Source organism: Streptomyces sp. CY-1 (assembly GCF_047218265.1).
GTDB lineage: Bacteria > Actinomycetota > Actinomycetes > Streptomycetales > Streptomycetaceae > Streptomyces > Streptomyces niphimycinicus.
Genome location: NZ_CP178393.1, coordinates 9,412,631 through 9,425,971, shown reverse-complemented (window position 1 = coordinate 9,425,971; position 13,341 = coordinate 9,412,631). Strand labels below are relative to the sequence as shown.

12 protein-coding genes are annotated in these 13,341 nt (G+C 69.7%); 2 read left to right on the top strand and 10 right to left on the bottom strand.

Features of this window, described 5'->3' with window-relative positions:
- Positions 1–27 precede the first annotated feature (27 nt).
- The 3 genes from ACK1X7_RS40520 to ACK1X7_RS40510 form a co-directional block, all read right to left on the bottom strand.
- On the bottom strand, positions 28–2,874 hold the full coding sequence (locus ACK1X7_RS40520) for a sensor histidine kinase (protein WP_390793419.1): 2,847 nt from the start codon (positions 2,872–2,874) through the stop codon (positions 28–30).
- Between the two features lie 144 nt (positions 2,875–3,018).
- Positions 3,019–3,105: an MFS transporter small subunit gene (locus tag ACK1X7_RS40515; RefSeq protein WP_413116947.1), complete on the bottom strand. Its 87-nt coding sequence runs from the start codon at positions 3,103–3,105 to the stop codon at positions 3,019–3,021.
- 61 nt (positions 3,106–3,166) lie between these two features.
- A complete protein-coding gene (locus ACK1X7_RS40510; protein WP_385152104.1) occupies positions 3,167–4,552 on the bottom strand; it encodes an L-lactate MFS transporter in 1,386 nt (461 codons plus the stop codon).
- A gap of 560 nt (positions 4,553–5,112) precedes the next feature.
- On the opposite strand from ACK1X7_RS40510, the gene ACK1X7_RS40505 reads away from it, so the two are divergent.
- Both ACK1X7_RS40505 and ACK1X7_RS40500 read left to right on the top strand, forming a co-directional pair.
- Entirely contained in the window at positions 5,113–5,508 is a 396-nt protein-coding gene (locus ACK1X7_RS40505; protein WP_216347570.1) for a DUF485 domain-containing protein, read from the top strand.
- Positions 5,505–7,100 carry a solute symporter family protein gene (locus tag ACK1X7_RS40500; protein WP_385152107.1) on the top strand — a complete coding sequence of 532 codons (1,596 nt, stop codon included), beginning with the start codon at positions 5,505–5,507 and terminating at the stop codon, positions 7,098–7,100. Before ACK1X7_RS40505 ends, ACK1X7_RS40500 begins: the two co-directional genes overlap by 4 nt.
- A gap of 37 nt (positions 7,101–7,137) precedes the next feature.
- Here the strand turns inward: ACK1X7_RS40500 and ACK1X7_RS40495 are convergent, their stop codons facing one another.
- The 7 genes from ACK1X7_RS40495 to ACK1X7_RS40465 form a co-directional block, all read right to left on the bottom strand.
- Positions 7,138–7,650 (bottom strand): hypothetical protein, encoded by a 513-nt coding sequence (locus ACK1X7_RS40495; RefSeq protein ID WP_385152110.1) that lies wholly within the window; start codon positions 7,648–7,650, stop codon positions 7,138–7,140.
- Positions 7,634–8,125 carry an RNA polymerase sigma factor gene (locus tag ACK1X7_RS40490; RefSeq protein WP_385152113.1) on the bottom strand — a complete coding sequence of 164 codons (492 nt, stop codon included), beginning with the start codon at positions 8,123–8,125 and terminating at the stop codon, positions 7,634–7,636. The genes ACK1X7_RS40495 and ACK1X7_RS40490 overlap by 17 nt, the downstream gene beginning before the upstream one ends.
- 84 nt (positions 8,126–8,209) lie before the next feature.
- Complete coding sequence (locus ACK1X7_RS40485; protein WP_413116442.1) at positions 8,210–8,824, bottom strand: class F sortase; 615 nt, start codon at positions 8,822–8,824, stop codon at positions 8,210–8,212.
- Complete coding sequence (locus ACK1X7_RS40480; RefSeq protein WP_383144970.1) at positions 8,821–9,231, bottom strand: sortase-dependent protein; 411 nt, start codon at positions 9,229–9,231, stop codon at positions 8,821–8,823. The genes ACK1X7_RS40485 and ACK1X7_RS40480 overlap by 4 nt, the downstream gene beginning before the upstream one ends.
- Before the next feature lie 219 nt (positions 9,232–9,450).
- Positions 9,451–11,679: a catalase/peroxidase HPI gene (gene katG, locus ACK1X7_RS40475; protein ID WP_390793421.1), complete on the bottom strand. Its 2,229-nt coding sequence runs from the start codon at positions 11,677–11,679 to the stop codon at positions 9,451–9,453.
- Positions 11,680–11,712: 33 nt separating this feature from the next.
- Complete coding sequence (locus ACK1X7_RS40470) at positions 11,713–12,150, bottom strand: Fur family transcriptional regulator (RefSeq protein WP_059143305.1); 438 nt, start codon at positions 12,148–12,150, stop codon at positions 11,713–11,715.
- 114 nt (positions 12,151–12,264) lie between these two features.
- Complete coding sequence (locus tag ACK1X7_RS40465) at positions 12,265–13,326, bottom strand: NlpC/P60 family protein (RefSeq protein ID WP_413116441.1); 1,062 nt, start codon at positions 13,324–13,326, stop codon at positions 12,265–12,267.
- Between the last annotated feature and the right edge of the window lie 15 nt (positions 13,327–13,341).

Below are 13,341 nucleotides of genomic sequence, written 5' to 3'. Positions count from 1 at the left end.
TTCTTCCTGTCCATCTTCGCTGAGACCTTATGTCTCGTCGCGTCCGTCGGGCTGACCCCGGCGGATGCCCGACTGGTAATTGCTGAGGAACGAATGGGTGCGGCCGGCGTTCCGCCGCGCGGATTCCTCGTCACCGGCCGCACGCGGCTTGAGGCGCTCCTCGGTGGCGCGCGGCTTGGCCCGGTCGGTACCCGGGTCCTGGCGCGGCACCCGCCGGGGCAGCCCGGCCTGGGTGACTCCGCCCGCGTCGGCGGCGCCCGGCCGCTCGTGGACGATCTGGCCGGGGTCGTCGGTGGCATCCGGCCGGCTCTCACCGGGGGACGCGGGCGCGGCGGGGACTGGCCGCCGGGGCAGCTCGGAGGCCGGGCGGTCCGCCGGCTTACGGCTCTCGGCCGTCTCCTCGGCCGGGGGGCCCGCCGGGGCCGCCTTGGCCTCGGTGGAGGCGAACCACGACGAGGAGGCGTCGTCCCGAGCGGCCGGACGTGAACGCCGCGGTGGCAGCGGGGGCTGTCCGGGCGGCTGTACGGCACGGCGGTCCGCGGGGGCGTGCCCCTTGCCGTTGCCGTTCCCGAGAGCGGCGGCCTTCCCCGGGGCGCCCTCGCCGACCGGGGCGGGCGGGCCGGCCTTGGCGGGGGGTATCCGGCGCGGCAGTCCGCCGGGCTGCGAGGCATCCACGAACGCCCGCGAGCCGCTGGGGCGGGTCGGCAGGGTGCGGCCCGTGTCGCCGGAGCCGACCGAGGAATCCCCACCGGCGCGCAGCGAGCGGGCGCCGTCGGTCGCGCGGCGCGGCAGCGGCGCCGACGGGGCCGCGCCGGTCTCCCGGCGGGTGCCCACCGGCTCGGCCGTCCCGTTGGAGGTGCGCCGGACGGGCAGGGAGCTCTCCCGGCCCGCGAGGGCGGGTTTGTCCGCGAGCATCAGCCTGGCCGGGACCAGCACCCCCGCGCGCAGCCCACCGCCGGTGTCGCGCTCCGAGATCAGCTCCACGGTGACGCCGTGGCGACGGGCCAGGCGGCCGACGACGGTCAAGCCCATCTGCCGGGACGTAGGTACCTCCACGGATACGTCCCCCGCTACGCGCCGATGAGCCTTGGCCAATTCGGCCCCGCTCATCCCGAATCCCTCGTCGCGGACCTCGATCAGTGCGGAACCGTCCAGGCGCAGTGTATTGCTGACGACCACTTGGGTCTCCGGCGGGGAGAACGCGGTGGCGTTGTCCAGCAGCTCAGCGATCATTCGCGCCAGGTCACCGGCAGCGTACCCGATCACTTCGGCGGCGGGAACGGGCTCCACCACCACCCGCCGGTAGTGCTCGATCTCGGAGACCGAGGCCCTCAGCACATTGTCGAGCGGCACGCGCTGCTCGGAGGGGCGGACCGGGGTGCTGCCGCACAGAACCATCAGGTTCTCGTTGTTGCGCCGCATCCGGGTCGCCAGGTGGTCCAGCTTGAAGAAGCTGGCCAACTGGTCCGGGTCCTCTTCGTGCAGTTCGAGCTGTTCCATCAGGCGCAGCAGCCGGTCCACCAGGCTCTGGCTGCGCCGGGAGAGGTTGACCAGGGTGTCCCGCAGGTCGCCGCGGAGCGCGGCCTGCTCGGCGGCCAGCCGCACGGCCTGGCCGTGCACCGCGTCGAAGGCCCGCGCGAGCTGCCCGAACTCCTCTGTGGTGTGGACGGGCACGGCGCTGATCGACGTGGTGGCCATCTCGCCCTCGCGGATGCTCGACACCGCCTCGGGCAGCCGGCGCTCGGCCACGTCGAGCGCGGTGGAGCGCAGCACGGTCAGCGACCGCAGCAGATGCCGGGCGATGGCGATGCCGATGGCGAAGGCGAGCAGGAGCACGGCGAAGAGCAGCACGGACTCGGCACCGGCCCGGTCGCTCGTCTCGTCCTGGAGCTTGGCGGAGGTCACCCGGAGCCGGTCGGCAAGCCGCTTCTCCACGGTGTTGATGAGCGTTCCGGTCGCCTCCGAACTGCGGTTCCAGTCGCGGACGGAGAACTGCGCGGCATCGGCGCCGCTCCGTCCGGAGCTCTGCGAACCCGCCTGGGACAGCACGGTGTCCAGCAGCCGGGTGCGTCGCTCGACCTCGGGGCCGGTGACCGTCCGCTGGTAGGCGCGCTGGTCCCCCGCGGTGGCCACGGCCCGGAAGTCGCCCAGCTTGTCCCGCAGACGGATGTCGGACTCCTGGAGCGCCCTGATGAGCTTGGGGTCCTTCAGCGTGCCGGGGTCGGGCGCGCCCATGACGATCACATGCTGGAGGTGGACCTGTTCCTGGACCAGCTCCAGGTCGTACAGCGCGGTGGCCGGTCCGGAGAGCTGGGGTTCACCGAACCGGCTGCCCAGCGCCTGGTCCAGGTCGAGCAGACTGTTGATGATCTTGCTGTACTCGGTCACCGCGGTCCACGAGCCGATGTCCGTGGACGTCACCTTCTTGCGCAGCTCGGGCAGCCCGTCCAGCAGCTTGAACGCGTCGCGGTAGCGGTTCGCCGTAACCCCTTCGAGCCCCTGTGCCCGCTTGGTGGTGCGGGCGACGGCGGCCTGTGCGCGGTCGACGCGCTGATTCTGCTGCCGGAGCATGGCCGGATCGGCGGCCGCGCGGTCTCTCAGCCGCGCGGCCGACATCGTCCGTTCCATCTGTAGATCGCCGATCAACGGCATCAGCCCACCGCGCAGTCTGACCAGCCGCTGCACGTCCGCGTAGGTGTTCGCGCGCGCGACGTCGCGCTGGATCTGCACGACGCCCAAGGCGACGGCGAGCAGGGCGGGCACCACCAGAACGGCACCCAGCTTCACGGGCAGCCGCCAGTTGCGCCACTCCACGACGCCGGCCCACCACGACGGTGAGCGATCGCGCGCGGCCGCATGCCTGCCCGGGGTCATGAGGCGCGCTCCGCGCTCGGACCGGCTTGCCCACAGGGATGTATCACGATGCCGTTTCTCCTGGGATTTCCCCGGCTGGGGAAAGTCGAACGCCCGGCAGCGCGCCGCCACATCGCTTTCGGCGATGCGTCGGCGCGCCTGCCTTTACTCGAACAACTTGCTGCTCTTCTCCGCCAGTTGGTATAGACCGTACAGAAACGGCACAGCCACCCACAGCCATGCCACGACCATGACCACGGGAGAGCCCGCCTTGGCCACGTCCGGCGAAGGGCTGTCTGCGTCAGTCACCGGCTTACCGCCTCTCTGCCGGAAGGGGGTCGGGGGTGTCCTCCGGGGACGCCGACTCCGCCTGGACCGGCTCGGGTTCATGGAACTTCGGATTCACCGGCCGCACCAGTTCGTTCGCGATGAAGCCGATGACAAGGAGCCCCATCATGAGGGTGAACGAAAAGGTGTAGAGGGCCGGGCCGGTGTCCCCGGACTCATGCGCGGAATCCGCGATGGAGTCCACGATGAGCGGTCCGGCGACTCCGGCGACCGACCACGCGGTCAGCAGCCGGCCGTGGATCGCGCCGACCTGGTAGGTGCCGAACAGATCCTTGAGGTAGGCCGGAACGGTGGCGAATCCACCGCCGTAGAACGACAGGATCACCATGGTCGAGGCGACGAACAGCGCGGTGCTGCTGTCCTTCTCGAGCATGATCGTGAGGTAGAGCAGGGCACCGGCGCCCAGGTACAGGCGGTAGATGTTCTTCCGGCCGACCAGGTCGGAGACCGAGGACCAGACGAAGCGACCTGCCATGTTGGCCAGGGAGAGCAGCGCGACGAAGCCGGTGGCGGCGCTCGCGCTCACCGGACTGTCCGTGTCCTGGAAGAAGTCCTGGATCATCGGGGCGGCCTTCTCCAGGATCCCGATACCAGCAGTAACGTTCATGCACAGCACGATCCAGAGCAGCCAGAACTGGGGCGTGCGCACCGCGTTCTTCGCCGACACGTTCGCGGTGGTGACCAGCGGCTTGGCCGCGTCGTCGCTCGGCGTCCAGCCGGCCGGCCGCCAGCCCTCGGGTGGCACCCGCACCAGCACCACGCCCAGCGACATGAAGGCGGCGTAGGCCAGGCCGTGCACCAAGAAGGTCTTCGCGATGCCGCTGGTGTCGCTGCCGAACGCCTTGAGCATCTCCGTCGACCAGGGAGAGGCGATCAGCGCACCGCCGCCGAACCCCATGATCGCCGTACCGGTGGCCATGCCCGGCCGGTCGGGGAACCACTTCATCAAGGTGGACACCGGCGCGATGTAGCCGATGCCGAGCCCGACCCCGCCGATGCCGCCGTATCCGAGAACGACCAGCCAGTAATTGCGCGTGGCGACGCCGAGGGCGGCGACCAGGAAACCGGTGGAGAAGGCCACCAGCGAGACGAACATGGCCCAGCGCGGGCCTTTTCTCTCGACCAGCGTTCCCCCGAACGCGGCAGAGAGCCCCAGCACCAGAATGCCGATCTGGAAGGGGAGGGCGCTAGCCGTCCCCGAGATGTCTAGGGAATCTTCCAGAGGTATCTTAAAGACGCTCCAGGCATACGCCTGGCCGATGGAGAAGTGGATCGCAAGCGCCGCCGGTGGAATCAGCCAACGATTCCACCCCGCCCCTGCGATGATGCGAGAGCGATCGAGGAAACCCACAGATCAACCTACCTCCGGCTTCTTGAGAGCACCCCCGCAGACTGCATTCTTGAACCTATCCAAACACCTCGGGGGAGGCAGTGGCGAGCACCGGGCTGCCGTCATATGCCAGTGGCAGACTCACTGCACAGCGGCACGCTCGCAGCACTCATGCTCGCGCACGATGGGACGTTCTACCCGAGGTGAGGTTCTACCAGTGGCGACACTTGGGACACAACGCCGGGTGCCGAAATGTCCTCAAGGCGCAACCCTCGGCGGCCATAAGGCGCAACCCTCAGCGGCCATCGCCAACCTGACACTGCGTCAAAATGGACAACACGGGAAGGAGAGACAAAGTGTAGGTTCAGCGACCACTCCTGCCATATTCGATTGTGCGCCGACGCCCGACGTCCACCCTGACGCCCGCCCACCTGCACCGGTGAGAGCCGGGGGCGACGTTGACTGCGCCCGGCACCTCACTACACTTGCGGCGTCAAGGGCCCGCCGGTCGCCCCTCCTTCCACCGCTCGAGCGCGGGCGCTCCGAACCGACGCCTCGTCAGAAACACCCCGGAGAAGACCATGAATAAATCGGTGCGACCGCCCGCTTCCTTGCCATCCGAGCGGGCCACCGGACCGGGGTTCACCGATCGCGGTGCCGACATCGGGGAGCCCGATTTCGAGGCGATTCAGCAGAGCCCGGAGTTCAAACTTCTCCGTAAGAGACTGCTCTGGTTCATCTTCCCGATGAGCGCCTTCTTCTTGTGCTGGTACATGACCTTCGTGCTCTTCTCGGCCTATGACCACGAGTTCATGAGCCGCAAGCTGTTCGGCGCGGTCAACACCGGCACCGTCTTCGGTCTGCTTCAGTTCGTATCGACGATGGCGATCGTCCTGACGTACCGGCGCTTCGCGCGCAAGAAACTTGACCCGCAGGTGGACACGGTCCACGAGCTGGCGGGAGTCGGCAAGGAATGACATTGCAGATCGCAGCCCGCACGACCGGCAGCCCGATAATCAACCTGAGCGTCTTCTTCGCTTTCGTCATCATCACGCTGTTCGTCGTCTACAAGGCCACCAACAGAAATTCGACGACCTCCGACTACTACGCCGCGGGCAGCGCCTTCACCGGCGTCCAGAACGGCATCGCCCTGTCCGGCGACTTCCTCTCCGCGGCCTCGTTCCTCGGCATCTCGGGGGCCATCGCGGTCCATGGCTACGACGGGTTCCTCTACTCCGTGGGGTGGCTCGTGGCGTGGCTGGTCGCCCTTCTGCTCGTCGGGGAGCGGCTGCGCAACACCGGCCGGTTCACGGTCGGCGATGTGATGGCCTACCGCATGAAGCAGCGCCCGGTGCGCGCGGCGGCGGCCAACTCCACGCTGGTCATCACGTTCTTCTACATGCTCGCCCAGATGGCCGGCGCGGGTGGTCTGATCGCCCTGCTGCTCAATGTGAACAGCAAGGGCGGGCAGGCCCTCATCATCACCGGCGTCGGCCTCGTCATGGTCTTCTACGTCCTGGTGGGCGGCATGAAGGGCACGACCTGGGTGCAGATCATCAAGGCGGGCCTGCTGCTGATCTGCGTGACCTTCATGAGCGTGTTCCTGCTCGGCAAGTTCGGATTCAGCTTCTCGGCGATCCTCGACCAGGCGGCGCAGAACAGCTCGCTGGGCGCGGATCTGCTCAACCCCGGTGGCTGGTACGGCGAGAACTCGATGACCAAGCTCGACTTCGTCTCGCTGTCGCTGTCACTGGTCCTCGGCATCTCCAGCCTGCCGCATGTGCTGATGCGCTTCTACACCGTGCCCGACGCCAAGGAGGCCCGGCGTTCGGTGGTCTGGTGCTCCTGGTCGATGTTCATCTTCTATCTGTCGATCCTGATCGTCGGGTACGGCGCCACCGCGCTGGTCGGCTCGGACCGGATCGTGAGCGCCCCCGGCGGCGAGAACTCCGCCGCTCCCCTGCTCGCCTTCGAGATCGGCGGCGCGATGCTGCTGGGCGTCGTCTCCGCGGTGGCCTTCGCGACGATCCTCGCGGTGGTGGCCGGACTGACCCTGGCCGCCTCGGCCTCGTTCGCCCATGACGTGTACGCCAACGTGATCCGCAACGGCAAGGCCGACCCGCGCTCGGAGATCCGGGTCGCGCGGCTCACGGCGCTCGTGATCGGTTTCATGGCCATCCTCGGCGGCATCGTCACCAACGGCCAGAACGTGGCGTTCCTGGTGTCGCTGGCGCTGGCGCTCGCCGCGTCGGCCAATCTGCCGACGATCCTCTACACGCTGTTCTGGAGGCGGTTCAACACGACCGGGACGCTGTGGAGCATCTACGGCGGTCTGGGATCCGGCCTGATCCTCATCATCTTCTCGCCGGCGATCTCGGGCAGCTCCACGTCGATCATCAAGGGCGTGGACTTCCACTGGTTCCCCCTCACCAACCCCGGCCTGGTGTCGATTCCGCTCTCCTTCCTCTGCGGATTCCTCGGCACGGTCCTCAGCAAGGACCCCTCGGACCGCAAGAAGCAGGCGGAGATGGAGGTCCGGTCGCTGACCGGCATCGGTTCGAAGGCGTAGGCCGGACCCCGCTCCGGGCGGCCCCGAGCGGGGCCGCCTACGGCCGGCGAATGGCGTCGGGGAGGGCGTCCCTGCGACTCTCCGACGGCTCGGCCCGCGCCGAGGAGCTTGGTGCCGTCGACCGCCCGGGGAAGGGGACATCCCCGCTGTCCCGGGGGCCCGTCGTCTCGCCTCGGGGCCCACGGGTGGCACGCTGCTCCGGGGCCTTGGACGGCGCCAACGGGGTGGGTGACGCCGAGGGACGACCGGTGGGCGCCGAAGGGAGCGGGGGCGTCGTACGGCCCGTCGGGGGCGGCGGGGCGAGCGGCACGGTCGGGCGCGCGGGTGTCTCGTGCGCGGTCAGCCGGAGCGGCAGCGCGATGAGGGCGGCGACGGCGCAGGACACGCCGACCCCGGCCGCGGTGCGCAGCAGCCGACGGCGGGCCGCGGCGCGGCGGATCGCCTCGTACCGGCCGGGGGGCGGGCCGAGGTAGTCGGAGGTGGGCCGCAGGATCACCGCGAGGGGGTCGTCGGGTTCCAGCTCCGGGCCGTCGTCAGAGTGTCGGGTCAAGGCTTCTCCTCAGGTGGACGCGGAGCAGTTCTCTGGCCGCGTGGAGGTCGGCCTTGACGGTTCCTTCCTTGCGCCCGGTCAGTACGGACACCTCCCGGATCGGCATATCAGCGTAGTAGTGCAGCAGGATCGGAACGCGCAGTCGTTCCGGCAGCGACTGTACGAGCAGCCGTACCGACGGGTCGGACTGTTCGGCGTGGGGGCGGAGGGCGGCTTCGGAGGTGGCCCGGCGCATGGCCTTGCGCTCGCGCTCCATCTTGCGCCAGTGGTCCCGGACGATATTGGCCGCGGTGACGTAGAGGAAACCACGGGGCTCCTCCACGGACGTCCAGCGGGCCCAGAGCCGGGTGAACGCCTCGGAGGCGATCTCATGGGCCGTCTCGTCGTCGTCGACGAGCCGGCGGCACCAGCCGGCGAGGCGTGGGTAGAGGGCGGCGAACAGCTCGGACGCCGCCCTGTCACGGGACCGTTTCAACGCACTCCATGGTCGTGATGGCACTCGGAGGGGAAGACCCCGGGCCGCCGGTGTGGGTTCCGTCGGCCCGGGATCCAGGGGTGGTCAGGAGCCGGCGGAGGTCAGCGCGGCGAAGACAATCACGTTGTCGAGGTAGCCGTCGCCGGAGCGGGGGCCGCCACAGGTGATCAGCCGCAACTCCGGACGGCCCACGTCCCCGTAGACGTCGTCCGCCGGGAAGTCCGCCTTGGCCACCGTCCGTACGGCGGTGATGGCGAACACCGCCGCCGTGCCGTTCTCCAGGCGCGCCACGATCCGGTCGCCCCGGCGCAGCCGGGCGAGGTGGCGGAAGACCCCGTCACCGTATTCGCCGACCGTGACATGGCCGAGGATGACGGATGGGCCCCTCTGCCCCGGTGTCGGCGAGTGCCGGTACCAGCCCGCCTGGTCGTGCTCCGTGACCGGCGGCACCCGCACACTTCCGTCCGGCGCCAGCCCCAGCCGCATGACCGGGGTGTCGACGCCGATGGCCGGGATCTGGATCCGGACCGGGACCGAACGCCCCAGGGGACGCGTCGCCTTCACGGGGGTCGGGTAAAGCGGTGACGTCGTCCCGGAGCCTGACGCGGCCGTGGTCCGCCGGGCCGGGTGGCCGCCGCAGCCCACGAGCAGCGAGGCCATCGCCGCGGTGGCGAACGCGCGCCTGGAGAACGGGGTCATGCCCCGGTCGCCCGCCGGCGACGGACGACGAAGACCGCCGCGCCGCCCGCGACGAGCGCCGCGGCGGCGCCCCCGCCGATCAGTTGGCCCTCGGCGTCGGAGCCGGAGGACTCGGCCGTCACGCCGGTGTTCGGCGCGCCCCTCGGGATGACGCCGACCTGGCCGCGGTCCCGCGTCTTGGTCGGCTCCTCCTTCGGGACCGGGGTGGCGGCGCCCGGCCGGGTCCGCTGCTGGCTGGGGACCGGGCTGGCGGCCGGGCCGCGGGTGGGTTCCGCGCTCTGGGCCGGGGTCGCGGCGGACGAGGGGTCGCGGGGGGCCGGAGTCTTCCCGTCGGCGAACGCGGGCGCGGTGCTCACCAGGACGGCGGTACACGCGAGTGTCATCGCGCTGAGGACAGTTCGGCGCATGGATCGCTCTCTTTCGTCGGTCCGCCCGCTGTGCGGCGGGCGGGTTACGGATCGAGCGGAGAGACGAGGCAGCGGCGCGGTGCGTTGTAAAGAGCCGGCAAAGTGTGTCGGTCGGCCCTGTCCGGGCCGGAGTTCGGGCTGACCAACAAGGTGAACGCCGGGCGCAAAAACGTCCAGGCCGGCCCGTGCGGGCCGGCCTGGACGTCGTGCCCAGATGGGTCAGACGAGGTCGAACCGGTCGAGGTTGGAGACCTTGACCCAGGCGGCGACGAAGTCCTTCACGAACTTCTCCTTCGCGTCATCGCTCGCGTAGACCTCGGCGAGCGCCCGCAGCTCGGAGTTGGACCCGAAGACCAGGTCGGCCCGGGTGCCGGTCCACTTGACCGCACCGGTGGCGCCGTCGCGGCCCTCGAAGGTGCTCTGGTCCTCCGAGGTGGCCTTCCACGTCGTGCCCATGTCGAGCAGGTTGACGAAGAAGTCGTTGGTGAGCACCCCGGGCGTCTCGGTGAGGACACCGGCCGCCGACTGCTGGTAGTTGGCGCCCAGCACCCGCAGGCCACCGACGAGGGCGGTCATCTCCGGAGCGCTCAGGGTCAGCAGGTTGGCCCGGTCGAGCAGCAGGTACTCGGCCGGGAGGCGGTTGCCCTTGCCCACGTAGTTGCGGAACCCGTCGGAGGCCGGCTCCAGCGCGACGAAGGACTCCGCGTCGGTCTGCTCCTCGGTCGCGTCGACACGGCCCGGGGTGAAGGGCACCTCGATGTCGTATCCGGCGTCCTTGGCGGCCTTCTCCACGGCGGCCGCGCCGCCGAGCACGATCAGGTCGGCCAGCGACACCTTCTTGGCACCGGAACCGGCGTTGAACGCCTGCTGGACGCCCTCGAGGGCGCGCAGCACGGTGGCCAGCTCACCGGGCTCGTTGACCTCCCAGTCGCGCTGCGGCTCGAGGCGGATGCGCGCGCCGTTGGCGCCGCCGCGCTTGTCGCTGCCGCGGTAGGTGGAGGCCGACGCCCATGCCGTGGAGACGAGCTGGGCGACGCTGAGGCCCGCGTCCAGGAGCTTGGCCTTGAGGGCCGTGATGTCCGCGGCGTCGATGACCTCGCCCTCGGCCTCCGGCAGCGGGTCCTGCCACAGCAGGGTCTCCGCCGGGACCTCCGGGCCCAGGTACAGCGACTTGGGGCCCATGTCGCGGTGGGTCAGCTTGAACCAGGCGCGGGCGAAGGCGTCCGCGAACTGGTCGGGGTGCTCGTAGAACCGGCGGGAGATCGGCTCGTAGACCGGGTCGAAGCGCAGCGCCAGGTCGGTGGTGAGCATGTTCGGGGCGATCTTCTTCGAGGAGTCGTGGGCGTGCGGCACCGTGCCCTCGCCCGCGCCCTCCTTCGGCCGCCACTGGTGGGCGCCGGCCGGGCTCTTGGTCAGCTCCCACTCGTAGCCGAAGAGGTTCTCGAAGAAGTTGTTGCTCCACCGGGTGGGCGTGGTGGTCCAGGTGACCTCCAGGCCCGAGGTGATGGCGTCCGCGCCCTTGCCGGTGCCATAGGTGCTCCGCCAGCCCAGGCCCTGCTCTTCGATGGAGGCGGCCTCGGGGTCCGCGCCGACGTTGTCGGCCGGGCCCGCGCCGTGGGTCTTGCCGAAGGTGTGGCCGCCCGCGATCAGCGCGACCGTCTCCTCGTCGTTCATCGCCATCCGGCGGAAGGTCTCACGGATGTCGCGGGCCGCCGCGATCGGGTCCGGGTTTCCGTTCGGGCCCTCCGGGTTGACGTAGATCAGACCCATCTGGACGGCGCCGAGCGGGTTCTCCAGCTCGCGGTCACCGGTGTAGCGCTCGTCCCCGAGCCAGGTGCTCTCCGGGCCCCAGTAGACGTCCTCCTCGGACTCCCAGACGTCCTCGCGGCCGCCGCCGAAGCCGAAGGTGGTGAAGCCCATGGACTCCAGGGCGACATTGCCGGTGAGGATCATCAGGTCGGCCCAGGACAGCGCCTGGCCGTACTTCTTCTTCACCGGCCACAGCAGACGGCGCGCCTTGTCCAGGTTGCCGTTGTCCGGCCAACTGTTGAGCGGGGCGAAGCGCTGCTGACCGGCGCCCGCCCCACCGCGGCCGTCGCTGATCCGGTAGGTGCCGGCGCTGTGCCACGCCATACGGATCATGAACGGGCCGTAGTGGCCGAAGTCGGCCGGCCACCAGTCCTGCGAGGTGGTCAGCACCTCGGCGATGTCCTGCTTCACCGCCGCGAGGTCGAGCCCCTGGAACGCCTCCGCGTAGTCGAACCCCTCATCCAGCGGGTTCGCCACGGCGGGGTTCTTGGCCAGGATCTTCAGATTGAGCCGCTCCGGCCACCACTGACGGTTGCCGCCCCCCTGAGTCGGATGCGGAGCGCGCTCGTGCGCGACCGGGCAGCCCCCCGCCTCCTCCGTCTTCGCGTCTACGACGATTGCCTCATGGTTCTCGGACATGGGAATCCTTCCAAGCTGGGCGGATCATGGTGCTCAGGAACTCGTGGCGGTGGAACAGTCGGAGCACAGGCCCCAGTAGATGACCTCGGCCTCGTCGATCGAGAAGCCGTGGTCGTCGGACGCGGTCAGGCAGGGCGCCTCACCGGCGGCACAGTCGACATCGGCGACGGCACCACACGACCGGCACACGACGTGGTGGTGGTTGTCCCCGACGCGTCCTTCGAACCGGACGGGGTTGCCGGCCGGTTCGATGCGGCGTACGAGGCCCGCCGCGGTCATCGCGTGGAGGGCCTCGTACACGGCCTGAAGGGAGATGTGGCCGACGCGATCGCGTACCCCGGAGGCGATCGCCTCGACACCGAGATGGTCACCGTCCCGGACGGTTTCGAGCAGCGCGACACGGGCGGCCGTCACCCGCAGGCCGGCACCGCGCAGCTCCTCGGCAGTGGTCGGAGTCTGGGATGCGGTCATGGCGCTAGAACCTACCCGCATAAACGCGAACGCTACAAGGAAACGAGGCGTTAAAGTCTGCTGCGACGCGGAAAAGTTTTGCCCGTTTTTCGCGTATTTTCTCCTCGCGGGTCCTCAGAGCCGCTTGGCGCTGCGGAAGAGCCCGGCGTAGAAGCCGTTGCCGTCGATACGGGAGACACCGCCGTTGTCGCCGATGGTGGGGCCGTTCTGCTCCTTGCGGCTGGAGACGAAGACCCGGTGGCCGTCGGTGTCCAGCCCCAGGTACAACGCGACATGGTCCATATGGTTGCCGGTGCGGTGATCCATCTTGAAGAACAGCAGGTCACCGGGTTGCAGAACGTCGATGTTGGTGGGCCGGGTGTACCAGGGGGCGGGGCCCCGCATCTTGATGACGTCGACCCCGGTCTTGGAGCGGGCCATGCCGTCGGCGGTGCGCGGCAGCCCGTCGCCGAGGGCGTTGGTCGCCATCAGGGGGAAGCGGGCGCGATAGCCCATCACCATGCGGATGAAGCCGGAGCAGTCCAGCGCCCGGTAGCGGTCCTGGCGCGGGGCCAGCGTGGTGCCGTCGCGGAAGGTGTAGGAGATGCCGAGGTAGTCGTAGAAGTCGTTCTGCTCCAGACGGTCCACGCCGTCCGCCTTGAACGGTCCGAAGACCGCGTCGCCCGCGTACGGGATGCCCTGGGCGTCCTTCTTGACCGGCGCGCCCTGCACATACTGGAAGGCGATCGCGAAGAGGTCCTCCTTCTCGCTGCCGTAGTTCTCCTTGAACCAGCTCTTGAACCACTGCTCCTTCTCGGCGCCCGCGGTCCACGCCTCCGGCATCAGCCGCACCCAGTCCTCGGTGATCACCTTGGACTTGGTGTTGGCGGGCTCGCTGAAGGTGCGGGAGGGGCCACGCAGGGTGGCGGTGCGGGCGCGGTCGGTGAAGGTGGCGAGGATCTGGCCGTTCTCCCCGCGCAGGATGGTGCGCGCGGGGTTCTTCAGCCGCTCCCAGGTCTGCTTGCCGCCCGGCCGCCCGGTGCCGCCTTCCTGGTTCAGCTCGTCGATGACCGCCTGGGTGGCGGGCGCCTTGGCCTGCTCGTCCTTCCTCAGCTCCACGGTCAGATAGCCGCTGGCGCCGAGCAGCGCGAGCACGGTGGCGGCGTGCAGGACGGGGCGTTTCTTCTTGGGTGGCATGGGATCGGCTCCGGT

Excerpts from the sequence above, each read along its gene's own strand:
- ACK1X7_RS40520 (WP_390793419.1), bottom strand. The coding sequence starts at position 2,874 with ATGACCCCGGGCAGGCATGCGGCCGCGCGCGATCGCTCACCGTCGTGG.
- ACK1X7_RS40515 (WP_413116947.1), bottom strand. The coding sequence starts at position 3,105 with ATGGTCGTGGCATGGCTGTGGGTGGCTGTGCCGTTTCTGTACGGTCTA.
- ACK1X7_RS40505 (WP_216347570.1), top strand. The coding sequence starts at position 5,113 with ATGAATAAATCGGTGCGACCGCCCGCTTCCTTGCCATCCGAGCGGGCC.
- ACK1X7_RS40500 (WP_385152107.1), top strand. The coding sequence starts at position 5,505 with ATGACATTGCAGATCGCAGCCCGCACGACCGGCAGCCCGATAATCAAC.
- ACK1X7_RS40485 (WP_413116442.1), bottom strand. The coding sequence starts at position 8,824 with ATGACCCCGTTCTCCAGGCGCGCGTTCGCCACCGCGGCGATGGCCTCG.
- ACK1X7_RS40480 (WP_383144970.1), bottom strand. The coding sequence starts at position 9,231 with ATGCGCCGAACTGTCCTCAGCGCGATGACACTCGCGTGTACCGCCGTC.
- katG (WP_390793421.1), bottom strand. The coding sequence starts at position 11,679 with ATGTCCGAGAACCATGAGGCAATCGTCGTAGACGCGAAGACGGAGGAG.
- ACK1X7_RS40470 (WP_059143305.1), bottom strand. The coding sequence starts at position 12,150 with ATGACCGCATCCCAGACTCCGACCACTGCCGAGGAGCTGCGCGGTGCC.
- ACK1X7_RS40465 (WP_413116441.1), bottom strand. The coding sequence starts at position 13,326 with ATGCCACCCAAGAAGAAACGCCCCGTCCTGCACGCCGCCACCGTGCTC.